Here is a 24,942-nt window from a genome sequence, read left to right as displayed (position 1 = left end):
CAATACATTTCATTATTCAATCAGTTGATGTAAAAAGGTGTTCTGGTAGACCACATTAGAAAATGTTATATAGAGTGCTGAGTCGCCTCCTTAACACAAGAGCTTGGGAACCCTGTGCCTGTGCACATAGTGGTCGGCGGCTTCTTCGGTGACGAGGGGAAAGGCCGGATAGCCGCATACCTCGCTCTATCCCGGAGGCCCTGGGGGAGCGCCCGCACCGGCGCCACGAATGCTGGCCACACCGTTGTACACCGGGGGCGGGTCTGGAAGCTCCGCGCTTCTCCGAGCAGCTTCCTCAACCCTGAGACCCGGCTCTACATAGCCCGTGGCGCACTGGTTGACCTCGAGGTCTTCCTCTCAGAGGTCGAGGCTCTCGGGCTCCGGGGCAGGATATGGCTAGACTACAAGACGGGCATTATAACCTCGGAGCACGTGACCCGTGAGAGGAGCGATCAACACCTCATGAAGCGGATAGGCTCAACGGGGACCGGCGTAGGCACTGCAATGGTTGACCGTGTGCTCCGCCGGCTCCGGCTAGCCCGCGACTATCCTGAGCTAGAGGACCTGGTTACCGATACCCAGCTCGAGATGCTCGAGGCTCTTGACCAGGGTGAGTTACTCCTCGTGGAGGCCTCGCAGGGCTACTGGCTCAGCCTCTACCACGGCACTTACCCCTACGTGACGAGCCGCGACACCACAGCCGCTGCCGCGTTAAGCGAGCTAGGCCTCGGCCCCCGCAGCGTTGAGAGGATAACAGTAGTCTTCAAGGCCTACGTGACCCGGGTCGGAGCCGGGCCGCTGCCCGGCGAGCTGCCCCACGAGAAGGCCGTAGAGCTTGGCTGGGCCGAGTACGGGACTGTCACCGGGAGGCCTCGGCGGGTTGCACCTTTCAATCTCGAGCTAGCCGAGAGAGCAATACGAGCGAACACCGCCACAGACATGGCGCTGACGAAGATCGACCGCGTCTTCCCCGAAGCCCGGTGCCGGAGGAGCTGGGAGGAGCTGCCCAGGGAGGCCCGAGTCTGGATAGAGGAGGTTGAGGATAAGCTAGGGATCCCAGTAACGTTGATCGGGACCGGCGAGGACGTAGAATGCACAATAGACCTCTCCAGGGAGAAGGGGATGGAGTAATGCCGGACTACGACGTAGCTATAGTGGGTGCTGGGCCCGCCGGCCTCTTCGCCGCACTAGCCCTCGCCGAGGAGACCAGGCGTGGCAGGCTACGAGTAGCACTGATAGACGAAGGGCTACGGGCCTCCCAGAGACGTTGCCCGCTACGCGAGACGGGGCGTTGTGCGGGTTGCAAGCCTTGCTCCATAATGCAGGGTATCGGCGGCGCTGGGACACTTAGCAGCGGGATTATCAACCTACGGCCCGACGTGGGTGGTGAGCTACATCGCCTCCTGGGCAGCTGGGAGGAGGCGCAGAAACTGATTGAACTCGTAGACCGGGTGTTCCTCTATTTTGGTGCACCCAGGGACCGGTTGTTCGAGCCCGACCCTTCCCGGGTCTCGGAGCTAGAGAGGAAGGCAATAAGGGCGGGAGCCAAGTTTATCCCGATAAGACAGCGGCACATGGGCACCGAGAATACTGTGAAGGTCATAGAGGCTATGACCGTCTACCTGGAGGAAAAGGGCGTCAATATCCACACACTGACGAGGGTGTTCCATGTAGAGCCACGGCCGGGAGGCGGCTACCTGCTGAAGACGAGCCGAGGCGAGCTTGAGGCCAAGACGGTCATCCTGGCTCCGGGGCGTAGCGGGGCGAGTTGGCTAGCCCGAGAGGCGCGGCGCATAGGCCTAGAGACAGAGCCAGGACCCCTGGACGTTGGCGTGAGGGTAGAGGTTCCTTACCGGGTGATGGAGCCGCTTACGAGCATCGTTTGGGATCCCAAGATTATATTCCATACACGGACGTTTGATGATCGTGTAAGAACGTTCTGCACCAATCCGGGCGGCTACGTAGTCAAGGAGGTCTACGGCGACGGGCTAGTGGGCGTAAACGGGGAGACCTTCGCCACGAGGAAGAGCATGAATACGAACTTCGCATTCCTCGTGACTATAAAGCTTACAGACCCTATGGAGGACGCGCTGGAGTACGGCCGGAGCATAGCCAGGATGGCTACTAAGCTTGGCGGCGGCGAGCCCCTCGTCCAGAGGCTCGGCGACCTGCTAGCAGGCCGGAGGAGCACAAGGGACCGGATAGAGAGGAGTGTAGTGGAGCCGACGCTCCGGGAGGCTACGCCCGGCGACATAGGGATGGCTCTGCCCTACCGAATACTCACCGACATACTGGAGGGACTCGAGAGACTAGATGACTTAGCACCAGGCGTCTGGAGCAAGCATACGCTGCTCTACGCTCCTGAAGTAAAGTATTACTCGCTACGTGTCCGCGTCCAGACGCCTTCGATGGAGACAAACCTGCCCGGCTTATACGCTGCCGGAGACGGGGCCGGCCTCAGCCGGGGGATAAACGTGGCCGCCGCTACCGGCTATCTTGCAGCCAGGGGGGCTGCAGAGAGGCTTGGTGCCGAGGTACAGCTCCCCATAGAGATTCAAGACTAGAACCATCGTAGTAGTACACATCGAGGTTAGTGCAGGATTATGTATGGTGATTCAGTTTCTCTACTGGTATGGAGGTGCCTAGCCGGCCTTGAGCAGGTTCGAGCCCAGCGAAGATACATTCTATGAAAGTTGTCCTAACTCTGTCTGTGCCTTTGATTGGCGCTACGGTAGCCCTCAGATGAAGTACGTGTTATCGCGCCGCGAAATGCTCCGCAATATGATACTAGTGGAAATAGCGCTCATGGACGCTCTCGTCGAGGTCGGGTTAGCGCCACCCGAGGCTGCGGAGAAGATCCGAGAAGCGGCGAAGAAGATAACACCGGAAGAGGTCGCGGAGAGGGAAAAGCAGACGGGGCACGAGGTCATAGCGCTCGTAGAGCTGCTTGCAGAGAAGGGTGGCGATGAGGTAGCACGGTGGGTCCACTATGGGGCGACGAGCAACGATATCATAGACACGGCGTGGGCGCTCACGCTTCGCGACGCCCTGGTGATAATCGAGAGCAAGCTCGCCAAGATAATCGAGGCACTCGCCACCCGCGCCGAGGAGTACGTAGACGTAGTCATGGTCGGGCGTACACACGGGCAACACGCACTCCCGATCACCCTGGGCTTCAAGTTCGCAAACTACACGTACGAGCTAGCCCGGAGCTACGAGAGACTCTGTAGCGCTATGAAGAGGGTACTCCGGGCCAAGATAGGTGGCGCGGTCGGCACAATGGCCGCGTGGGGCCGTAAGGGGCTCAGGATAAGGGAGATCGTCTGCGAGCAGCTAGGCCTAGAGCCCCACATCATAACTACTCAGGTCGCGCCCCGTGACGGCTTCGCCGAGCTAGCCTCCGTGCTCGCCATCCTTGCGAGCCAGCTAGACCGGTTTGCTACCGAGATACGGGAGCTAGCAAGGCCCGAGATAATGGAGATGTGGGAAGACCGCACCGGCAAGCTAGGTAGTAGCGCTATGCCGCATAAGGCAAACCCTGTAACTGCTGAGAGGATAAGCGGGCTAGCCCGGGTAGCCCGGAGCCTCGTCACCGCGTTCCTCGAAAACATAGTACTCTGGCACGAGCGTGACCTAAGCAACAGTAGCGCGGAGAGGATAATCATACCACATCTACTGCTGACGATCGACCAGATGCTCGACGATACCTGGAACCTCATACTCCGGCTCCGCTGGAGCCCGGAGAGAATGTATGAAAATCTCATGAAGAGTAGAGGTGCAATAATGGCTGAGGCGTTGATGAACCTGTTGATAAGAGAGCTCGGGATGAAACGGCCTGATGCCTATCGGATTGCCAAAGAACTCGCCGAAAAGGCCGCTAAGACGGGGAAGCCCCTCTACGAGGTCGCCGCTGAGGACCCCAGAGTGGGCAAGTACTTTGGCCTATCCCGGCTCTACGAGGAACTCGACCCCCGCCGCTACCTAGGCCCCGTGAAGTACCTGGTACAGCAAGCAGTCTACTACGCCGACGAAGTCCTGGAAAAGTGCGAGCTCTAGGGGATAACCTCCGTCGACTCCTCGAGCGGATCGTAATAGACGCTAGACGGCTCCATAAGCCCTTTTTCCAGGGCTCTTTCCACCGCTGGCACTACCACCGATAGGACGATGTCGATGGTTCTCCGGGTGACCCAGTCCAGCTCCTCTAGCAGCTCCCGAGGCCAGTACGCGTCCTCCATCTGAGCGTAGAGACAACGGCCTCCGCATAGCGGGAGGTAGCTGCACCTCCGGCATCGCTCTGGGAGAAGTCTCGGATGCGCTAGCTGGCCTCTCCACTCGCCCAGCCGGCCCAGCACCGCCCACTCCTCGCGAACCGCGATAGGACAGGCGAGTATCCTCCCGTCGGTGTTCACCGCCACTGCGTCACGGCCGGCGCCGCAAGGGTACCAGCGGTAGCCCCCATTGTAGAGCGCTGAGACTATCCCGTGGAAGGGGACCACCCGGCTGAGCCTCTCCCAGGGCTTCTCGGCAACCCACTTTGCGAGCCTCCTTAGCCCCGGGAGGTAACTCTCCCTAGCCCAGCGGCCTATGGGCCACGGCGGGCTCCAGACCGCGTCAAGCTGCCAGTGAGCCTTGTCGAAACCAAGGTCCAGGAGGAGGTGCAGCACATCTCTGTCGATAACCGTGTCATGGGTCACCGCCATCCTGGCTATGACAGCCCCGGGGCCTCCTCGGCGCCTCTGCAGCTCTCTGAGGAACCTTAGGGCCTTCAGTACGCGGCGGTAGACGCCGCGGCCCCTCCACCGGTCAGTGATCTCCTCGACGCCGTCTATGCTGAGCAGGACGCGGTGGAACCGGGCCCAGTACTCCTCGGGGAGCTGGCGGTAGAGTAGCCCGTTGGTCTGTATCCCGTAACGGGCCTCCGGCAGGAGATCCATAACCTCCATTATCAGCTTCGGGTTAACTAGTGGCTCTCCGCCGTAGAAGAAGATCACCGGATCCGGGTCTAGCCGTCTGATGGACTCTACGAGCTTCTCGGCCCCATATACTGGACGAGGGGGCGAGTATTCTGGGGGAAACCCCCCGCCACAGTACTGGCAGCGCAAGTTGCAAGCCCCAGTTGTCAACACGAACCAGAGCATAGCCCAGCAGCCCTTCCTCGGCGCTAGACGCTAGCCAGCCCGGAGCCTTCATCCCAGGAGAAGAGGAGCTAATGCCGCTACTGTAGGTTTATAGCCTAGAGGCGGTCATTACAGCTACAAGACCGTATACTAGCCCAAGACGGCGGGTTACAGCGGCAACAAACGCTCCATAATGTCTCGGGCATCCATAGTCCTTATACTGAGCGAGTAGGCAGGCTCTGGGGTAAGGTACAGGTTATGGAGTGAGAAAGAAGCGGAATTAGCACAGAGTCTATTATAATGCCGAATATGATGTCAAAAAACTATGGTTTTGTGGAGTATTATTAGCGTAGTAGGCTTACCCATGGATCTTCTTCAAAGATATCTCTGAACACTCTTTCCGGGTAGCGATTGAATACAACCACGTATAGCAGTGTCAGCGCTGTGCCTACTACACGGTAGGCTAGTCCGCGTATCGCTAGCGAGTAGATTATCCAGAAGGTTCCTATAGCGATGTGTGGTGCAAGTGCTTGTAGCCCGGGCACCAGTGCACCCTCAGCCGCCATCTGTGGCGCTATTACTGCCGCAGCCCAGGCTGTGAGGAAGCTTAGCACTAGCAACAAGTGGTCGGAGACGTCCCTAGCGTTAATTCCTCGCGGGAATAGGAAGCTGCGCAGCCATTCGTCCTTTAGCAGGAAGGCTGCTACTAGAGCTGCTGTATAGGCTGGTGCTGCAAAGTATAGCGCTGTGATTATATGCGCATGATAACCCATACCTATTGCTAGCTGTGGCCAGCTTATGAACAGTTTCTCGAGCGCTGGGCTGATTATAGGAAGTGCATGAGGCCTTAGGACCGTATTAGCTGCAAGCACTACACCACGGGTGGCTGCTGTTATTATTGCTGTAAGTATAGCGCCAACAAGACCTAGGTAAGTCAGCCACGCTACAAGCCACTCACCTAGGTCGCGGCGACGTCTGAGAACGCTGAGCTGAAGTACCAAGTCGAATAGTGCGCGTAAGCGGCGCCACATGTGTTCCTCTAGCCAGCTAGGGGCCCGTCCCCCTTCAGCCTCAGCCCTGACAACACTCAAGGTTTACATGCCACCTCCTATCCACACTTCTAAGAGGAATGAGAATGTACATGACTAGCTTCCCTCCCCTTTACTCTTGCCGTAGATTATCCTAGGCTTGCCTGCCACATGCCACTCGTCGTGGCACTTGAGGCAATTGCCTTTAGCCTTCTCCACTAGCTCTACATGTCTAATGTCTTCGCTGAATGATAGGGCTGTACTAGTTCTCAGTCCCTGAAGCGCCTCAGACTTGACTCCTGCGGCCTTCGTGTGGCAGTCGAGGCACTTCTCTGGATCGCTTGCAGACTCTACGAATCGGCTATGGCTTCCCGATTCAACGTCATGGCATTTGCTGCACGCATAGTAGGGTATGTGGCTAGAGTGTAGCCCTATGCCTACAACCTTCTCGAGAGTGTCGCCGTGACAGCCTTCACAGCCTTTGCCGGCCAGGTAGAGCGTCTCATTAGCCAGCGCGAAGCCGCCATGGCACCGGTAACAGTCTAGTAGGAACTCCTCAAAGCCCTTGTCATGGCATTTAGTCTCCTTGGGATTATGACAGTCGAGACATACGTTCGTTCCTATCTTCTCGCCATGGGGTATATCATTCTTGTGACAATCTAGACACTCTACCCGTTTACCATTGTATTCTTTGCCCATGTGTTTTAGGTGACCCTGTGTCTCCGGTATATTGTGGCAAAGGAGACAGCCCGGGGCCGTTGTTTTCACTACGCCGAGGTCTGCTGCAAGTGCTAGGCCTGCGTCAGCTACAAACCCGTAGCCTATCTGACCCTTCTTGAAAATCGCCCAGTCTACAGCAGGCTCCTCAGAGTGGCACTTGGTGCAAGCTGCGACCAATTTTTTATTCATATCTGGATGAAGCTTCTCGGCATCGTGACATTTTAGACATACGTCATCCTTTGGCCTGTCCTTGTGACCTCCATGGTAGGCTGTGGTGTGACAATCTGTACACTGTACCGGGCGCATTAGCTCTAGCTTGGCTAGGTCTTCCTCAGTTGCGTTAATGTGCTTCCAGTGGAACTCTCCGGGTACACGATGGCACATTAGGCACTCGCCGTGCTCCTCCACTAGCATCTCTAGCTCGTGGTCCCGGTAGAGCGGGATCCCGGGCAGGATCTCGCTCTTTACGCCGAACCCGTGGCAGCCTATACACCAGAAGGGGTGGTTTATCTTCTCGTAGTCGAGGACGCTGGTCACGTGGCAGCCTTTGCCACATAACTCTACGCCCTTAAAGTATCCTGGCACTGTCAGCTGCCAGTAAGCAAAGAGTGCTACTAGAAATACCGCTACTATTATCAGCGTCCTGGCGGCTTTCGTGGTGTCCACTGTAGCCTCGCCTCCCTCCACCAGTTTTATAGGAAAGAGCATTTACAATAGCTTTTAGCCTTTGTCTTAAAAAAATCGATACATTCAACCTAAACAATTAATTATCTAGCCGCTTCTACGAACATTGACCAGAAGTGGTGCGACAGGAGCAGCAACCAGGCACCCCATGTAGACAACTAGGGCAATAACGCCTAACGAGGCTCTTGCGACGCTAACCTCCGAAGACACGTGGTTAGCCACAGTATTGTTACCGAGCAACGAATCGAAGATCAGCTGCGCCGTCATATTCAGGGTGCCCGTTTCTCTCCAGCTTACAGCCATTGCGGCAAATATCGTGTAGCGAAGAGCATCATCACCAGCTAGCTTTGGATCAGAGACTAAGCGGAGGTAGATATCAGTCAATGCCTTAGTGACATTGCTAGGCAGCGTGACGGATACGAGGTCAAGCCCGGCCCTCTCGACACCGCTAGTGTATGGATGGCCGTAGAGTATACTTGAAGCCGGTACATTCACTGTCGCTGATACGCCATTGGTTTCGATCCTGGTCTCGAGGCTAGGCATTTTACGAGGTATATCAAGCTCGGTTATGTTATAGGGGTCGTTTATCCCACGCTTTTCAGCTGCCAAGCGGACGGCATGAGCAAACTCAACCATTTTTAGTGCCTCATCTTTGCCCAGCTTCGGCGCGAGTAGCGCGTATAGCAATGTCTCGTTCTTGACGCCGAGATAGAGCTGGAAGAAGGCGTGCGTCACCTCGTCGCTTGGCGGCTGCACTAGCTTAGCGGGCCCAAGCCCAGCTACTGTTATCGAGGCTTCAGCTTGCATACTGTGACCAAGCGTAGCTGCTATGTAGCCTCCTGCAGCAAGCCCAATGACCACCAGCAATAGCCCGTACACGAGGCCCTTAGGGGGATTTAATGGACCTAGTCGCTGGTTCCGTAGCAGTGCTGGAACCGCAACAGCCGCTATAGCAGAAACCACTATGCCTAGTGCGGGACTGTAGATAGCAGCTATAGCGCCTAGGAATAGCACAAGCGCCGAAGCAGAGCCCCCGCCAGCAGCAGCTGAGGCCACTAATACGCTCACAGCAGCTACGGTACCTATGCTCAACGAGCCTTGAAGTGAAGCCCATGCAGCTAGTCCCGCCAGCAGCACCGAAGCCGAGGCAAGTGTGGAGGGCGAGAACACTGTCTCCAGCCCAGCAGCACGCATCCTTCCACGTACCGTCTCGGCTTCGAGGTATAGCCGAGGCGCGGCCACGACTATGACGAATATGAGCCATGCCGTGGCCAGGGAGCCGCAGCTACCTGTGCAAGCTATGTAGGGGACACCACCCGCGAGAAGCGAGCGGCCCGCGAGGAGAGCCGCAATCACGCCGGATGCCAGCACCAGGTATGGGGATAACCTTGAAGCAATGGCAGCACCAGTTACTAGCAGCGCGAGCAGAGCCATACTGAGTGCGTCCCCGTAAAGCGGCGATCCGATCCTAGTATTGAAGAGCAGCCAGAAACCTAGAGCCGCCAGTCCTACACCGCCAAGTAGACCCATGACTGCAGCAATGCTCCTCTGGGGTTCGCTCATGGTTACCAATGCCGCTAGTAGGCCCCAGCCAGCCGCCAGCGTTAACAGAACCCACGGAAGTAGTGCTTCACCACGTGGATCCAGGTCGAGCACTGCTGCACGGGCAGCGAGCGATGCTAGAGCGAACGAGTAAAAGGCTATGGTGGAGGCTAGTGCTTCAACTGGACTCATTCTCAACCGTAGCCGGGCTCCCGCGAGGACTGCTAGACTAGACGCGAGCAGCATGAGACTAGGCACAGTCACCATTACGTCGAAGCGTAGCGCGAGCAGGAAAGAAACCGCCGTAAGCACGAGGCCTACACGGTATACCGGTCCAGTCTCGAAGGGTCTATCATACCCCTCTCGCATCCCCCTACCTACCGCGTAGGCTGCTGCGATCGCCTCAGCCGAGAGAGCTAGGTAAAGTGCTGGCTCCCAGTACAACTGGTCTCCCCTAACCCCATATTAGTCTCCAAAGCCATACAGCTCCTTGATAAAGTTAGGTACGTTATCTTCCGGCGGAGCGAAAGAGCCGGAAACGAGAAGGAGGGATTCAAAGAGGTCTTGGAGGAGAAGAAAAATCACCGGGTGGTCTAGTCTCTCCCCCTTGCCCAGCTTATGCTGCTACAGCGCGCTTTCTGGATACGAAGACTAGTAGTAGAGGTGCTGCCGGGAACACCGCGAATACTGCTACCGGCACCTCGCGGCTAGCATCGCTGCCTGGCAGTGTTAGGCTGAACTCGCTGACCTCACCTAGGGTCTTCACCGGCGCCTTGGCTACTAGCGGCTTTGCTGGCGGTTCTAGGGTCTCTACCTTCTGAGCATAGGCCTCTATGCTCGGCGCCTCGACGGCCTTAGCGATAGCTGTCTTCACCTCTGCAAGGCTGTGTACTGTGCCAGTGCTGCCCTCGCCCTCCCACTGCTCCTTGAACCATGGCAGTATCTCTTCGATCTTCTCGCGTATCTCTGGCGCCTTCTTGGCTACAGCAGGCCTCTCGTATACATCGATTAGCCACTCCTCTATCTTCTCAGCGAAGTGCATTATGCCCTCCCACCAGGTGAAGTCGGGGCCGAAGTGTGCTGCAGACATCTTAGTGGGCCTATTGGCCATAGCACCTAGGTTTCTCACCATCCACTCGTCCATTGGTGTGAATAGACCCTTTGCCTTCAGCATGTTGGCTACGGTTAGTACGTACTCGTCTCTCATGTAGTCTACTAGTATGATCATCCAGTCGTAGGTCTTCAACCATGCCGCCGCGTACTCCTTGGTGTGGCACTGGGCACACATGTCAATTGCTCTCTGTCTGCGTGCCTTCCAGTCGGGCTCTGGGTAGACTAGTGTTATCGTGTCGCCTGTTGTCGGGCTCTTGAATACAGGTGCCTGGGTCGCTGTGGCTGTCGGTATTGCGAAATCTGGCAGGCCAGCTACACGCGGTAGAGTGTATACCCACTTGCCTAGCTTGAACTTGCTGATTATGGCTACGTCGTGGCTGCTAGCATACTTGACCTCGCCACGCTCGTTGAACACTGCAGCCATGTGGCAGGTTACACATGTGGGTGCCCTGTAGTCGCGGCCTGGCATCCAGTTGTTGACAGGCTTGTCCCAGTCCCAGTCCTCGGCCTCGCCCCAGAATATGGCGCCGTGTACGCTCTTACTCCACTGCTCGTCGTTCGGATGGTCTGGTCCCGTGTGGCAGCGGCCACATGCCTGGTAGGCGCCCTTCCTGGCTATCTTTACGCTGAAGCCGTGATACGGGTGGCATGCCTCACAGCTGCCTAGACTGCCGTCAGGGTTCACGCGGCCGATACCGTGGTTGTGCATGAACGCCGGGTCATACACTACCTTCTCGGGAGCCTTGCCCTCCTTCATGTACTGCATTAGCTCGTCTAGACTCGGGAAGGCAAACGCGTCCTTGACGTCCATACGTACGCCGTGGCATCCTAGACAGCCGCGTATACCCCAGATGTAGAGGGCCTTCTGGGCAACGTAGTTGTCAATACTTAGGCCAAGCGGGTTGTACGGGATTATAGCGTTGGTTGGATCCTCTTCTAGCACGACTTTACCGTAATTCTGATCGCCGACGAAGTCACGCACTATCTTAGGTACCCACTCCGTCTCGATATACTCGGCTGGCACCTTGAAGTGCTCGTCCCAGCCAAACTGCTTCGCTAGGATCATCCAGTAGGCTGGCTCCTCCTTCAGCACGTAGGCGTGTACTCCGGCGAACGCGTGGACGCTCTTCTGGAACTCCTCGGCTATTGCGGGGTGGCAGCGGCCACACTGCTTGGGCGTCACTAGGGTTGTTATGTAGTAGCCGTAGTGCTCGTAGACGTCGGGCCTTGTTCCGGGCTTAGCACTGTGACACTCGTAGCAGCCTACGCCGACCATGCGGTGCTTGCTCTTATACCAGTCGTATACTATGAAGGGTGTAGCACGCATGTGGCACTCTACACAGTCCTTAGACTCTGTTGTTAGCTGTACACCTGAGAGGCTGATCTCTTCGCCCCAGCTGTAGGTTGCTGCTCTTGCTAGGGGTGCTATGCTGGGAAGGAGGAAGAGTGCTATTACCCAAAAGACTACAATCTTGGCTAAGGGTTTTTGCATCCTCCCACCTTACACTGCTTGTCCAGCTTCAATGTGAGTTCTACATGTTATTTAAATTTAATTTATTATTTTTACGTTGAGCGAGATATTTGATGCATCAATAAAAGTTTGTCTCCGTCCTGGTACTGAGCAGTCATTTTAACACATGAAAACCCTAGAATAGCTTAGAATAAGTTTACAAAGATTAAATGATGCTACACAATGCAGTGATAGCCCAGTTTAGAGCACACTAGGGGCTCCGAGGGAGACATAGCAGCGACAAAGACTACAAGGGCATGGTAGGATTCTGGAGGCTTTACAATGGAATATTGTGGCCGAGAAACCAAGGACATACCCAGGCATTATGTACGACTGGTTGTCAAAAAGACCGGGGTCTAGCCTCGTTTACGCCTCACAAGATACTCTACTACAGCGTAGCCTACAGCTACTACTGCCGCTGCTATACCAGCATTTAGTGCTATAGAGCCTGCCAGCCTATTGTCGCCCCCAGCTTCGGGTTCCTTGACTACTATCAGTTTGATCATTGGTGCTGTTTCGCTATCCGTGTAGATGTTCACATCGCCTCCCAGCACTTTGCTGCCATCAGGCTTGAAGAATGCTAGCCGGGCTTTGAAGAAGTATTGTGCCGTGTACTCGCCACTAGGAGCAGTAAAGTAGCGCTCGTGGGGCCTCAACACCACGGTCATGTTCTTGACGCTGCCCGTATAGGCGCCACTAGCTATGTGGAGCGCCCCAGTACCAACCGTGTCGCCGCCCTCAGCCCACGCATTCACCGACTCGACGGGCTTGAACGTAGTTGGATCAATGTGGTAGCCTGGGTCGACTACTTGTACCGTTACTATGCCGTCCCAGGGACCAGTCCAGTTAGTAGTTATTGTGAAGTTTACTGTGCCAAGACCCTCCTCGGGGCCACGGTAGACAAGCGTGTCGGGGAAGTAGACGTCTATCTTCACCATTATCCGGCGGCCGTCTGCGAGTGTCTGTATGAAGGGGCCTAGCTCTGCATGATATATCTTGACTTCCAGTCTTTCCGCGGCCTGTGCTGGCGCGATTACAGCTAGTTTTGCTATAAGTAGTAGGGCTAGGACTGCAGCTACGCGATGCATGGATTATCACCTTGGACATCTAGCCTTGACCAAGGGTCTTCTCCTCAATTGTGTGAATGACATTGTAAGGTACATCCTCGATGTACTCCTTGTTGTTGAACGCCACCATCCTGCGTACCTGTTCCATGGACATGCCCACGTATCCTAGCCAGTCATCGAGAACACTACGTAGGCTCTCAGCTTTGCCGTAGTAGTCTAGCGTGGGATCTGCAAGTATGAAGGTCTTCTCAGGCCCGATCCACGCTATTGCTACGCAGTGGTCGTACTTATCCGAGAACATGCAGAGAACCCATGCATCACCAACGTCTCCTAAGTAGATCTTATACATGGACGCTAGCAGTATCGACTGGTCCTCGCAGTCACCGGCCATGCGTTGTAGGGTCTCTGACGGTGACTGTATATAGTTGTCTACTATGTCTATCTGGAAGCTGTAGATGTACTTGGAGCCACCTATCTCCACGTACTCCGGGTCCTTCACGGCAACGAAGTTATGGTCCGGCGCGTCTTGTATGTTCTCCTGGACCCAGTCGTAGAGCTTCTCCATATCCTGGAGTGCTGAGCCTTGGGTGTAAACTGGGTGCCCTGTTATCGCCATTACTAGGTCTGCTACAGAGCCTGGTGTGAAGAGGCTGCGCACGCGCGGAGTGTAGTAGGCATGTGTATTCGTGTAGGTGTAGAGTGTTGTTAGGCTTGTGTTGAGGTTTTCGATTAGCCTTGCCACTACAGCTGCATTAGCTATAGTGCTATTAGCTTGCTGTAGTAGACCGAGGAGCCGCTGATAGCGAGTACTGATGTCACGGAGCTGGAGCAAAAGTCTCGTATTATTCTCATCTAATTCCTTAACCTTGTTGGCAAGTAGTTCTAGCTGCCGACTCAGCCTCTGATTCTCCTCAAGTAGGTTCTCCGTATTGTACTTGCTATGGCTGTAGAGCGTCACCCAGGCAGCATTCGAGGCTGCCAGAGCTACAAGTAGCACCAGAATTACGAGGCTCGTGCGCTCCAACGCCGGATTCCTCGCTACACTCGCCGCTTATCGTGTAGCTCTCTGTTTAGAAGTACTTAATATCGGTGGCTCCGAAACAAAAGAAAAATACAATTGAGAGAAAATTAGTCAAATGGAGTAAGCAGGATAGCCCTCACTCCCTTATGCGCGTCCCTTCCTCGCAGTATATGCTGCAATGATAGCTGTATAGACTGCTGAAGCCGCCATGATCACTGTACCATACCATACTAGCGCTACACCCGGGACCAGTTTGACCTGGATAGGGAGTCCCTGCCGAACTATGGTGGTGTTCTGAGGATTGAAGCTCTCTGCCAGCAAGTAGAGTTCGAGCGCTGCTTGCTCGAGGAAGCGGCCGCGCTGAGCTGGATCGTTTATCGAGAGAGCTGTATCCATCATGTAGCCTGAAGCCATGAGTGCTGCTAGGGCTATACGCTGGGCAGGCGTCAGGTTCATCGACTGGTACACCGCGTGTAGATAGTAGACCAATAGTTCATGGTACCCGGCGACCCCCCACTCTGGAGTAACCACTGGCGCATGTATCGCTATGTAGACGTCTGTGAGTCCTACCCGGGGATGTACAACCTTAGTTACTAGGCCGTGTATACCCTGTACTTCTCCGTACGACTCGAACCGGAGTCCAACAGTCTCCTCACGTACCTTATCACCACGTTCAATACGTAGGTCTAGAATTAGCCATGCAGTCTCGGGAACCGTGCGAGGTACATCCACGTAGCCGAAGCAACCTCCGTGAGGTGTCTCTGCTACTGGTTCACAGCCTGGAGGGTTCAGAGCTTTCACTACAGCATCGCTGCTCAGTATCTCAGCTAGGCCGCTGTTGAGAAGTCTCTGTAGGAAGGGATCCCGGCGACTCTCTATGTAAGCTGCGAGGCTCGCTGGCACGTCTAGCGGATTAGCGATATGGTATCCTCCTACCTCTACACGGCCGCTCGGGATAACCACTACGGGCTTATAGGTGAAGGTATTGCCTCGATGTTCTACTGCTGGGTGACCGGTATGGCCTGTCGCTAAGAGGTACAATTGACTTATCTCAAACGATGTATTCCCAAGCACTAGTTTTACCGGATCCGCGAACCCTATATCGAGTACCGTGCGGGCTGTAATGTTGCCGCCCAGTAGCCCCGCCACAATGGCTTCATCAGCACTAATGTATATGCGGAGTTTGGCGGCTTTTACCCTGCCTAGATTGTCCCGTAGAGGCTCTAGGGCCGCCATAACTCTTGGATTCACGAGTTCTATTGTTATGTTTATGTTTTCTGCTATAGGTGTCTTGGCTCCCGTGAATAGGTCTATACCTGTCACATTAGCGGCGCCTGTTATAGTGATGTTGCCGCGTGTTGCGGAGATATGAGCCTTTACAGCCAGCTCAACAAGGGTACGTAGTGTTTCGTTTGCCTCAAGCAGCTTCTCAGCCTCAAGCGCTTGCTTAACCTTCTGGCCGTAGTCTGAGGCCAACATCGCCAAAGTATTCCAGGCGAGAAGATAGCTAGTCGCTCTCCCTGCATAGCCTGTATAAATGTCTACCATGGAGTTGCTTAGCTCGAACCGATAATCAACAAGCTCTATTTTCACACCATTCGGGAGTACGAGAGGCTCGCCGGGCTTCAGACTAGCATCGATGAAATAGGCCTCGTTGAACGAGTATGTACCGCTGAGCAAGACACCGATGACGACAACAGCTAGACCCAGGTGTAGCAGACTGATCCCCGTCATGCGCTCCCATGCGAGTCTACCGCCGCGGTTACGTAGCCGCAGAGCTATGTAGAGTATCGTTGCAGCAGCTGCAAGCCCAGCCCAGGGAAGCCCAAAGGCCATCAATGCATTTGTCTCTCTGCTGCTGAGTGGCGCAAGCACAAGAGAGCCTTGAAACGCCGCAAGCCCAGCTAGTATCGACACTATTGTTGTTGTTAGGAGTAGTGCTGTGTATCCTTTCCATCCTAGTTTGTCTCCTGTGAATGCTAGCGGGATTGCTGCTAGCATCGCTACTAGTAGCGGGTAGAGTACGGGGTGGAAGTAGCGTACACCACTCTGCATCTGAGGAACACTAGCCTCGTACCCGGCGGCAGTGAGTACTGAGGGGAGAAGCAGTGTCGCGTAGACAAATACGGTCGCTGCGAAGAGGGCTATGGTGGCTATCAGCATGCCTGCCTGGAAGGGGCTCCTTCGCACATTCTCTAGGCTTGGGAGGCGGAACTCGCCTAGCCGGCGGAATGCGAGGAAGAGTGTAACAAGGGCTACGGCGAGGAGTACTAGCACACCTATGTTGGCTGCGGCGAAGCTGTGGAGAGGGCTGAGCCCGCTACGCGTCACGTACATGCCGAGGAATACGCTAGAAAGCGTTAGGTACTCGGTGAACGCGACTAGGCTCGGCACGGCCACCATAGCGTGAGGTAGCAGCGTGGCTGCAAGCCATACCATTAGTTCGCTTGTCTCTACGGGGTCCCATGCCCAGTAGCCTCCCCAGCCGAAGGTCTCGTAGCTCCAGTAGCCGCCAATCATGATGCCGAGGGTTAGGAGAGCCCAGCCAAGCTCGTAGACTAGGAAGCCGCGGCGGCGTAGCCCCGCGAGCAGTGCTAGCATGCCTACCGCGAGTAGCGCGTAGCCGCCGAAGGTACTGAGGGGGTGCGGGTAGAGCCACGGACTCTTAAGCAGCGGGTTAAGCCCAGCACCGCTAGCCGGGCGTTCCTCCATCACGCTGAAGGCGCCGTTAGCGAATGCGCTAACTATGGCTGCCAGCGTTACAGCAGCAGTACCCATTACCAGAATATCCTGCTTCTTAGCTTCTGCTAGGCTACGGATTACATAGAGTGTTGCTATGGCCGATATTGTTGCGAATAGGTATAGGCTTCCTCCTCCACCCGCCCAGGCCGAGGCAAGCCTCATCCATAGAGGGAGCCCTGGACTAGTATTCCAGAATACTTCGCGGAGACTATAATCTAGTATCGCAAATGGTATCCAGTATATTAGCCAGCCTACTATAGTGAGTATAGCAGCCCTCTTTACAAGTTTAGCAGATATCTCAATATCGCGGCGGAGAAGCATGTAAGCTAGTGCCGCTACGTAGACGAGTGCAGCTGCCGCAGGGACTATACCCGTATAATGTATAGCCATTACAATGCACCACCTCTCATACGTAATTGTGCTATATGAGGCCTAGGCTGTAGGCTAGGAGCACGGCTCCAGCGAGAACCATCACGGCGCCTCCTAGTCTTTCGAGTACCCCCGTTCGGCTCGTTAGCACAGCTAGACGGGGGCCGAAGTAGACAGCTACAGAAAGCGGTAGGGAGAGACCCAGCGAGAATGCAAGGAGCACAAGCAAGCCCTGGGTGAAGCCACCACTACCCGCTACTAGCAGTAACGCGCCGACGACTAGAGGAAGGTTACACTGAAGAGCCAAGAACCCGTAAAGTCCGCAAAATGCTGCTAGGCTGCCAGAGCGGATACTGCGAGTAACTGGTATCTCGGCAGGAAGGCCGAACAGTGATGAAATACCTGCCGCCATCACTGCCACGGCTACAATTCCCGTGAGCACTGTTTGTACTCCGGCAAGGAGGCCGGAGGCTAATAGGAACACTACACCTACAGCCATGATGCCGGCAAAGGCTGAGAGGCTGCAGACTAAGCAGCCGGCTATACCTGGATTCTTGCGACGCCGAGCTAGAGCAACACTATTGGTTATGAGCAGCGGTAGGACACAAGGAGAGAAAGCCGACACAACACCGGCAGCCGCTGCAGCTGCTACAGAGGCTGCTAACGCCGCTCCCGCCGCCCACGTCTGCTGGTCTGTGGCCGACTCAGCCTTCTCGGCCCCGAGACTGCGGCCCTCGAGAGCACCTAGCACCCAGTCTATCATCGCCCTGGTCACGTTTCCGTCCTCAGGTGTGAATGGACCCACGTACCTGGCTATGGGCTTGCCATCGTAGAATACTATAAATGTAGGAAGATCTTGAACCATGTACTTGTTGAATATAGTGCTAGTGTCCCGTGTGAGTTTCACATCATAGGCTTTAAATCCTAGAGACAAGGCCTTCTCCTCGAGCATCCTCCAGTACGGGTACATACGTTCACATGTCGGACACGTGTCTGAACGGAACATTACAGCTACGGCTCCGCCAGTATCTAGAACCTTTTCTTGGAAGAGCTTGCTACTCGTAATCGTGTAACCGCCTTCGAGGAATTCTGTATATACTTTCGACGCATCAACATCAACCATTATTGATACAAATACTATTAACGCTGCTAGTGCCGTAATCGCTACTACAATAGCTCCTGCTAGCTTAGTACGGCTAAAGCCCTTCATATCGAGCCTCATAGAACTCCTGATCATGGCTTACCACGCTACCGAAGGAGAAGTAAACGGTTCTAATGGTTATTGTTAGCCATAACTATGACCCGTGAAGGACAAGCGTCCTCCATTCTCCCTTATTAATACTACACAGTTTTTCTCGTTAAATACAAGAAAATGCTACATATCAAGAGCTGCTAGCAAGCAATCCCGCTGGTATCTAGCCCTGCCTCACGGTTGTAGTGTTCGCCGCGCCCGCCCCGCTGCCAGCTATCAGGTATGAGAGGCTTGCATACGCATTGAACCCGGGTGTGAGAGCAGCAGCGGGCGTTAGGTTCACGAGGAGAACCGCCAATACAGCGGCTAGGACGGCGCGGACGTTGTATCCAAGCATGCTACAGGTAGCCCATAGTAGGAGGGCAAACGCCACAATCATGGAGCCATAGTAGCTCAACGCTATCAGCGTTGACGTAGGCTCTAGCCCGAGAACAGTGTAGAGAACTACGAGCACCAGCGCAGAGACTGTATGCGCTATCGCTGTGTACGATGCTGCCACGAGAGCACGTCTCCCGTCTAGCCCCCGTGCCCCGAAGAGCCAGGCTGATAGCCAGAGTCCTCCCATGTAGAAGAGCCAGCGTAACACAGCCAATGGAGCCCCGGCAGCTGCCAACTTGAGGTAGAGTAGTAGGCCACGAGCCGAGAGACTTATCCCATGTACATCTGCGGCCAGGACGGCGTAGTATACTGCCTCGAGCAGCCAGAGCCCGAGAACCACTATGAGGAGGCTCCAAGGCCCGGATTTCTCCACGAGCCTCCCAAGGGGGCCCGGGAGCCCCCGCTCCTGGCCAACTGTATTGCTGCGCGTCAAGCTCCTGCATCCCCTGGCATAGTTTTCTCCACGAGACTGGTGCAGAGTCTGGCGAGCAGTGTGCGTAGCTGTTCTAGGGCTTCCCGGTTCTCGGACATCCAGGGCCGGTAGACGTGGAGACGGCACTCTTCGTCGTAGACGTGCAGTGTAGCGACTATCCTGTCGGAGTGCATGACGAGCATGCTGGAGGCGTGCCTAGAGACGTAGAAGCCGCTACTCTGGAGCAGGGCTTGCACCTTGGAGGCCTTCTCCACAGCACGGCTCGTCATACCTAGCCCCTCCACACGTCCGCTCATTAGCCCCCATTATCTCGGGGCACAAGAAGCATCTCGTATAACTCCCGGTCGCCCGACCAAACTACTAGGAGAAATGGAGGCTCAACACCCAATCTAGAAGCCTTCTCTTCGACAGCACCAAGCAATTTACTATATTCAATCACTATCAGGGATCCATTATATTCCGTGGTCCAGTTGAGAGCCTCTACAGTCTCCAAGCCGGGGTAGAAGGCCCCGGGCTTAGCTACGCCAACTAGCTCTACAAGATCGTCACCAATACCCGCACCGTAGACAAGTATTGAAGTGATATTGTTCTTCGAGTATATTACTAGTCGACCATCTTCAAGGGTTACGTTCGCCGTAAACCAGGGTAGCCAGGGCCCGCTAAACACGTGGAGCACCGTAGCCGGCGCAAGGCCGGTATAAGCCTTCAGAGCGCCACCAGGCGTATAACGGAATAACTGCATTTCAACATTCTCTGCTTCGGCGTGAACAACTACACACCAGTGATTCTCCTCCCGTAGCCAATGGTCTAACCCCTGGGCCAACATCGATGCGAGGTAAATACGTGCCTCCACAATGGCATAGGAGAGAGGTTTTGACTTATACAATGTAATTGGCACTGCATACATGTAGTAGCCAACCGGAATCATTGGCGGCTCCTGCTCCGGCAGATAGCCGGCCATCCAGTCTACCACTCTCTGCACAAACCCGGGACAAGGAGGCTTCCCGTAAAGGCCCTCTATTAGCTGCAAAACTTCAGTTTCGAGTACATCAAGATAAGCTCTTGGGGGTCTCCAAGGCTCTGTTGGAGGCATAGGAGGTCTGAGTTCTTCAGCACCTACTCTTATTACTAGTGCTCCATCATTTCTAGAGACTTTGACGTTATAGACTTTTACACTGGCTAACCTATAGCCCTGCAACGACATGTAGCCTGCATAGTCTTCGAGTTCAAGAGGCAGTGAAACATTAACTGGCGGCAGAAGATAAAGGGTACCATTAACTATTACTCCGGCCTCTACGTGTCCTATGTCAGTATCGTTAAACTCAAAGGATACCAGCACTACATTATCTATCCCCGCTGCTATGAGGAGCGCAGCCTCAAGGAGAGCACGGTCCTCACAGTCACCCCCACCTCGTGTAAGAGTCTCTGCTGGTGTATACACGTACTCGACGCCTTCGCCGTCTGGTATATACTTGGTATGTAGTGCCGTCCATACAGCAACTCGCGCAGCTGTCTCAAGTATACTAGAAGAATTCTCTGCTAAAGCTCGAGCCAATCTTGTAAATGCAGGCGCCTGGAGCAAGCTGCACCTTACAGCAGACTCGTTAAACACGCCGGGATCAAACCTACAGCCCTTCGAAAGCAACTTAGTCGTCTCGACATCAACGAGACCCCTCCATCCTAGTTCTATCCATTTCCAACTCCATTTGACAACTGGAGGCTCCCATTGGAAGTTATCCTGCATTAACTTGTTTTCTTCTAACACAGTGGTAGTAGTAGTGACAGTAACAACGCCAGTCATCTTGGTCTCTATATCTTCGTTTTCTGTGGCATCCATTGTTCTAGCAATCTCGTTACTGGAAATCGACGACCAGCTCGTCACGGTATTGTTGCTACTACCTTCAGAATTAATCTTCGTTGAGTTATCCGTATTCGTATACATAGATTGCTCTGGAGAACTCTTTACAGTACTTGACATGTATCCTTCATTTCCCATAGGAATGTATTCGAGTAAGACTAGTATTGCTATGACAATGAACATTGACACCATTAGTGTACGGATAGCGGTTCTTGGTATGTCTCAGCACCTCCTCCGGGGACAGTAACACACCATGCCAGGGTAATAACGTGGTAGCAACCAATATGAGTCATTTTCGACTAGGCAGGAATCATCTAGACATATAGACATATATATTAGGAAGTCCTATACTGTTCCATAGCTTCATAGCTTCGATCTAGGAGGACAGAATTACCACACATGTACACTATTCATACCTGCCCATCCGCAAAATCTTTAATAATACATTTACGAGTGTTACATACGACTGGTGGATAGGAGTCTGAGAGCCGGCCGAGGTGAATGATCATGGTCAAGGTCCTTAGAGGCGTATCCCCCGTAGTAGCTACAGCACTACTCGTACTCATAGCAATAGCAACAGCCGTGATACTCTATCTATGGGTGAGTGGAACAGTCCAGACAACACCTCAGACAAGTTATCAGCTACAAGAACGGATAAAGATAGATACCGTTGATGTGCAGTCCAACACTACACACTACAACTTCACAGTATATGTACGTAATGTTGGCGATGTAAACGCTACCCTGTCGACAGCATACCTGGTAGATCCCCAGACTAACAGCATCGTAAAAGTAAACGACACGTTAAATATTGAAATCAAGCCAGGCAACGTTACGCCCCTCATCAACGTGTTCGAGAACATACCCGCCGGGAGCTTTACCGGTAACACGGCCCTGGTGAGGATAGTGACAACAAATGGTGTTGAAGCTACGTACATGGTACCACTCAAGTAACAAAGCTAAGATGTTTCCCCCACCACTCAGCTATCACCGTGTCGTATCTTGATTCCGTTTAATAGCGGGAATGTGTTTCACCAAATCTAAAACATAGCACGTGTAAGGGTGAATATCCATGCAGTATGGGATACGGGGTATATCTCCTGTAGTAGCTACAGCACTACTAGTACTCATAGCAATAGCAACAGCCGTTCTCCTATACCTGTGGATAAGCGGAACAGTACAGAATGCTCCCCAGAACGACATACGGTTCCAGGAGCGTATAAAAATCGATGGAGTAGATAGAGTCAACGACATAGTATATGTGCGTAACGTAGGCGATGTTCAGGTCACCATAAGCGCTGTATACGTGATCAATCAAACAACCGGCGAAGTGGTAAGCAGCAATACATCGGTCAACACACCCATAGACCCTGGCAAGATAGGCCAGATTGCAGTAACCATACCAGACAGCGGTACTATCATAGTAAAGGTTGTTACAAAGAACGGAGTCGAAGCAATAGCAGTAGTACCCGGCTAGCCCCACTGATTCATGAGCCGGCGTTGCAACATTAATTTCTACTTCTTATGCAGATCTTTTTTACCGAGCTAGCTGCTGAATATATAATTAACGAGTTCTGGCAACATTGGGAAGCCGTTATAACCTAATACATAACATAGAGCGATGACCGAACCGCTAGACAGGTAGAACGACGAAGTAATTTATGAGCTAGGTGGAGAGGTTGGCCGAGAACAAACAAGCCGATGGGAGAACTGTCGAAACTCTTAGCGAATATAGTGTTCTTGATGAACCATCAATAGTTGTTCGCATAGTTGAGGACGTTGACGGCCGACGTTTCTACCATGTCGAAGAGCCCCAGCTTACGGATATAGGTAAGAAGGCCTATAGCATAATTCTCTCACGCATAATGAACGACTTACGCCTTCTCCGTAGATTCTCCGAGCTTGAGGATCTCGGCGAAGGATTACGCGAGGCATACAAGCTTGCTCACAGTGTTATTAAGCGGTGGAAGGGGAGGCTAAGGAGGCTAGGTCGTGACCCCGAGCAGGAGGCTCTAGGCGTAGCTTACTATATAGCGCGAGACCTTGTTGGCTATGGCCGTCTTGACCCTATGATAAGGGATCCCTATATCGAAGACATATCGTGCAACGGGCTCTACACTCCAGTGTTCGTTTATCATACTGAGTTCGAGTGGCTGACTAGCGGGCTTACCTTTAGCGATCCGGTCGAGCTAGAGCGAGTTGTTATGAAGCTCGCGCTACGGGCTGGCCGTGAGCCTAGCCTCGCTAGGCCTATCGTGGAGGGTGTGCTGCGTCCTGAAGGCTACCGTGTCCATATTGTACTTGATATAGTGTCGCGGCGAGGCCACAGCTTTACTGTGCGTAAGTTCAGGGCTGAGCCCTTCACAATCGTCGAGTTGATTAACCGTGGGACACTTGACGAGGGTGTTGCGGCTCTTCTCTGGGCAGCTATACAGTATAAGCAGGGTGTTGTTATCTATGGACCCACGGGCTCTGGCAAGACCACGCTCCTGAACGCACTTGCTATGCTGCTTCCGCCTGAGTACAAGATAGTGACTATTGAGGATACACCAGAGATCTATATACCATTCCACGATAACTGGACTGCCATGCATACTCGTCTCTCCGATATGCCAGGTGTACAAAACGTCACACTCCAGGCGCAGGTAGAGAGCGCGCTCCGTATGAGACCCGACGTTATAATTGTCGGTGAGATACGCAGCCGGGAGGCTTTCGCCTTCTTCCAGGCACTAGCCACGGGCCACGGCGGCCTAACCACGGTCCATGCTGAGTCCGCAGGTGTACTCATACGTAGACTCGCTTCGCCGCCGATGAATGTACCTAAGAGCCTCATAGCGGCCGCGAAGCTCTACGTGAATATCCTCCGCATCGAGAAGGGTGGCAGGGTGTACCGTAAGATTACGAGAGTTGACGAGACGAGGCTATACGATGTTGAGCATGATGAAGTCACATTAGGTAGGTTGTTCCAGTGGGATAGCCGAGGCGATACATGGATGCTCGTATCTCGCAGCAGCAAGTTCGTGGAATCTATAGCAGAGCTTCTAGTCACGACTCCTCGGGATGTGTGGCGTGACCTCGAGATGAGGGCCACAGTGCTACGCTGGGCAGCTATAAAGAAGATGGATATGCTAGAGCTGCACGAGATTATACGTATGTATATGCGTGACCCCGACTCCGTATACCAGGAGGCCGTCAGCGAGACTGACCCTTACGTGTTCAAGCCCGCCCAGGCGGAGGCTGCCGACGGTGGGTCTAGTGGAGGCGCTCGAGAGGCTGGGAGAAAGGTTTAACCCCGACCTACGCTACCACGTACTAGGGTCCGGGCTCTCATCCAGTCTGGAACGTTACACCTTAGCCTACCTAGTAGTCATGGTCATCGTTGTTTCCTCTGTTGCTATGATTGTCTGGATAGCCTTGTACCTAAGACTCGGAGTTCAGCCAGTTATAGCAAGCATTGCCGCCTTAGGAGCCGCATTCGCATCATTTGTATTGATGTTGGCGCTCTACATTGCTATACCTGTTGTCGCGTATAAAAACCGTGGAGGACGTCTAGAGCCTCGGTTCCTGCTCTTCGCCGAGGCGCTGGCTACGAAGCTTCTCGCAGGTGCCGGGCTCGCCGAGTCATTTATGAGACTCTACGAGAAGGAGCTGAAGGAGCTCCGTGAGTTCCGCATTGAGCTCGAGTACATAGCTTCCGGTATTAAGGCTGGGATGCCAGTGGAAACCGTCCTCGAGGAGGCTGCGCGAATCACTCCAGTGTATAGTCTCCGTAGACTTCTAGCAGGGCTTTCTGCCGCTGCTCGGACGGGAACTGGCGTCAATGAGATAGTCTTATCGTCTATAACGGAGTACCTCTACGGCTTAGAAGTAGAGATAGAGAAGCTCTCCAGTAGCCTGGGGGCTATACTTGAGGTCTTCGTAGCGGTTAGTGTAATGCTCCCCGTAGCCATAGGCGTCGTTGGGCTCTTGTTAGTGTTCCAGCCTATACCGGGGCTGAGCTTCGACAGCCTATTGTTCCTCTCTACTTTTATACTTGTCCCAATGATGAGCGCTGCTGTGATAGTAATAGTTGACTCCATGGTGTCGAGAATTAGAGTCTAGGGGGCTG

The 24,942-nt window shown here is 54.0% G+C and carries 19 protein-coding genes; 7 read left to right on the top strand and 12 right to left on the bottom strand.

The window, feature by feature from the left end; all coding sequences use genetic code 11:
• Window positions 1-114: 114 nt before the first annotated feature.
• From Pyrde_RS04050 to purB, 3 genes are all read left to right on the top strand, one after another.
• Window positions 115-1,131, top strand: a complete 1,017-nt coding sequence (locus Pyrde_RS04050) for an adenylosuccinate synthetase (RefSeq protein ID WP_055408434.1) — start codon at window positions 115-117, stop codon at window positions 1,129-1,131.
• Window positions 1,131-2,564 carry an NAD(P)/FAD-dependent oxidoreductase gene (locus Pyrde_RS04045; RefSeq protein WP_082419461.1) on the top strand — a complete coding sequence of 478 codons (1,434 nt, stop codon included), beginning with the start codon at window positions 1,131-1,133 and terminating at the stop codon, window positions 2,562-2,564. Before Pyrde_RS04050 ends, Pyrde_RS04045 begins: the two co-directional genes overlap by 1 nt.
• 88 nt (window positions 2,565-2,652) lie before the next feature.
• Complete coding sequence (gene purB / locus Pyrde_RS04040; protein WP_055408430.1) at window positions 2,653-4,056, top strand: adenylosuccinate lyase; 1,404 nt, start codon at window positions 2,653-2,655, stop codon at window positions 4,054-4,056.
• Here the strand turns inward: purB and Pyrde_RS04035 are convergent.
• From Pyrde_RS04035 to Pyrde_RS03980, 12 genes are all read right to left on the bottom strand, one after another.
• Window positions 4,053-5,138 (bottom strand): TIGR04084 family radical SAM/SPASM domain-containing protein, encoded by a 1,086-nt coding sequence (locus Pyrde_RS04035; RefSeq protein WP_055408428.1) that lies wholly within the window; start codon window positions 5,136-5,138, stop codon window positions 4,053-4,055. The two genes, purB and Pyrde_RS04035, sit on opposite strands and share 4 nt — an antisense overlap.
• Window positions 5,139-5,461: 323 nt before the next feature.
• Complete coding sequence (locus Pyrde_RS04030) at window positions 5,462-6,208, bottom strand: hypothetical protein (protein ID WP_055408426.1); 747 nt, start codon at window positions 6,206-6,208, stop codon at window positions 5,462-5,464.
• Between the two features lie 54 nt (window positions 6,209-6,262).
• Window positions 6,263-7,531, bottom strand: a complete 1,269-nt coding sequence (locus Pyrde_RS04025; RefSeq protein WP_180385427.1) for a cytochrome c3 family protein — start codon at window positions 7,529-7,531, stop codon at window positions 6,263-6,265.
• Between the two features lie 105 nt (window positions 7,532-7,636).
• A complete protein-coding gene (locus tag Pyrde_RS04020; RefSeq protein WP_055408422.1) occupies window positions 7,637-9,535 on the bottom strand; it encodes a hypothetical protein in 1,899 nt (632 codons plus the stop codon).
• Between the two features lie 172 nt (window positions 9,536-9,707).
• On the bottom strand, window positions 9,708-11,696 hold the full coding sequence (locus Pyrde_RS04015) for a multiheme c-type cytochrome (RefSeq protein WP_055408420.1): 1,989 nt from the start codon (window positions 11,694-11,696) through the stop codon (window positions 9,708-9,710).
• 374 nt (window positions 11,697-12,070) lie between these two features.
• A complete protein-coding gene (locus Pyrde_RS04010) occupies window positions 12,071-12,802 on the bottom strand; it encodes a hypothetical protein (protein ID WP_055408418.1) in 732 nt (243 codons plus the stop codon).
• Between the two features lie 19 nt (window positions 12,803-12,821).
• Window positions 12,822-13,805 carry an MreC domain-containing protein gene (locus Pyrde_RS04005; protein ID WP_055408416.1) on the bottom strand — a complete coding sequence of 328 codons (984 nt, stop codon included), beginning with the start codon at window positions 13,803-13,805 and terminating at the stop codon, window positions 12,822-12,824.
• A 141-nt stretch (window positions 13,806-13,946) separates the two neighbouring features.
• Window positions 13,947-16,934 carry a cytochrome c biogenesis protein CcsA gene (gene ccsA / locus Pyrde_RS04000; RefSeq protein ID WP_055408414.1) on the bottom strand — a complete coding sequence of 996 codons (2,988 nt, stop codon included), beginning with the start codon at window positions 16,932-16,934 and terminating at the stop codon, window positions 13,947-13,949.
• 31 nt (window positions 16,935-16,965) lie between these two features.
• Entirely contained in the window at window positions 16,966-18,150 is a 1,185-nt protein-coding gene (locus tag Pyrde_RS03995) for a thioredoxin domain-containing protein (RefSeq protein ID WP_082419459.1), read from the bottom strand.
• 178 nt (window positions 18,151-18,328) lie between these two features.
• Window positions 18,329-18,976 (bottom strand): hypothetical protein, encoded by a 648-nt coding sequence (locus Pyrde_RS03990; protein ID WP_055408410.1) that lies wholly within the window; start codon window positions 18,974-18,976, stop codon window positions 18,329-18,331.
• Window positions 18,973-19,245 carry a hypothetical protein gene (locus Pyrde_RS03985; protein ID WP_143522040.1) on the bottom strand — a complete coding sequence of 91 codons (273 nt, stop codon included), beginning with the start codon at window positions 19,243-19,245 and terminating at the stop codon, window positions 18,973-18,975. The genes Pyrde_RS03990 and Pyrde_RS03985 overlap by 4 nt, the downstream gene beginning before the upstream one ends.
• Before the next feature lie 26 nt (window positions 19,246-19,271).
• A complete protein-coding gene (locus Pyrde_RS03980; RefSeq protein ID WP_219336911.1) occupies window positions 19,272-20,858 on the bottom strand; it encodes a transglutaminase-like domain-containing protein in 1,587 nt (528 codons plus the stop codon).
• Between the two features lie 483 nt (window positions 20,859-21,341).
• Here Pyrde_RS03980 and Pyrde_RS03970 point away from each other — a divergent pair, with 483 nt between their 5' ends.
• From Pyrde_RS03970 to Pyrde_RS03955, 4 genes are all read left to right on the top strand, one after another.
• A complete protein-coding gene (locus tag Pyrde_RS03970; RefSeq protein WP_055408402.1) occupies window positions 21,342-21,788 on the top strand; it encodes an archaellin/type IV pilin N-terminal domain-containing protein in 447 nt (148 codons plus the stop codon).
• Between the two features lie 118 nt (window positions 21,789-21,906).
• Entirely contained in the window at window positions 21,907-22,311 is a 405-nt protein-coding gene (locus Pyrde_RS03965) for an archaellin/type IV pilin N-terminal domain-containing protein (protein ID WP_055408400.1), read from the top strand.
• Between the two features lie 202 nt (window positions 22,312-22,513).
• Window positions 22,514-24,124, top strand: coding sequence for a type II/IV secretion system ATPase subunit (locus Pyrde_RS03960; RefSeq protein WP_180385428.1), 1,611 nt, complete (start codon window positions 22,514-22,516; stop codon window positions 24,122-24,124).
• Window positions 24,090-24,935, top strand: coding sequence for a type II secretion system F family protein (locus Pyrde_RS03955; RefSeq protein ID WP_055408398.1), 846 nt, complete (start codon window positions 24,090-24,092; stop codon window positions 24,933-24,935). Before Pyrde_RS03960 ends, Pyrde_RS03955 begins: the two co-directional genes overlap by 35 nt.
• Window positions 24,936-24,942 lie beyond the last annotated feature (7 nt).

This window comes from Pyrodictium delaneyi (assembly GCF_001412615.1).
Taxonomy (GTDB): Archaea; Thermoproteota; Thermoprotei_A; order Sulfolobales; family Pyrodictiaceae; genus Pyrodictium; species Pyrodictium delaneyi.
The sequence above is the reverse complement of the archived record's forward strand: the minus strand, read 5'-3'. Positions and strand labels throughout refer to the sequence as shown.

What these genes read in the sequence shown, in the direction of transcription:
- Pyrde_RS04045 (WP_082419461.1), top strand. Translation starts at nt 1,131, where the DNA reads ATGCCGGACTACGACGTAGCTATAGTGGGTGCTGGGCCCGCCGGCCTC.
- Pyrde_RS04035 (WP_055408428.1), bottom strand. Translation starts at nt 5,138, where the DNA reads ATGCTCTGGTTCGTGTTGACAACTGGGGCTTGCAACTTGCGCTGCCAG.
- Pyrde_RS04015 (WP_055408420.1), bottom strand. Translation starts at nt 11,696, where the DNA reads ATGCAAAAACCCTTAGCCAAGATTGTAGTCTTTTGGGTAATAGCACTC.
- Pyrde_RS04010 (WP_055408418.1), bottom strand. Translation starts at nt 12,802, where the DNA reads ATGCATCGCGTAGCTGCAGTCCTAGCCCTACTACTTATAGCAAAACTA.
- ccsA (WP_055408414.1), bottom strand. Translation starts at nt 16,934, where the DNA reads ATGGCTATACATTATACGGGTATAGTCCCTGCGGCAGCTGCACTCGTC.
- Pyrde_RS03995 (WP_082419459.1), bottom strand. Translation starts at nt 18,150, where the DNA reads ATGATCAGGAGTTCTATGAGGCTCGATATGAAGGGCTTTAGCCGTACT.
- Pyrde_RS03985 (WP_143522040.1), bottom strand. Translation starts at nt 19,245, where the DNA reads ATGACGAGCCGTGCTGTGGAGAAGGCCTCCAAGGTGCAAGCCCTGCTC.
- Pyrde_RS03970 (WP_055408402.1), top strand. Translation starts at nt 21,342, where the DNA reads ATGGTCAAGGTCCTTAGAGGCGTATCCCCCGTAGTAGCTACAGCACTA.
- Pyrde_RS03965 (WP_055408400.1), top strand. Translation starts at nt 21,907, where the DNA reads ATGCAGTATGGGATACGGGGTATATCTCCTGTAGTAGCTACAGCACTA.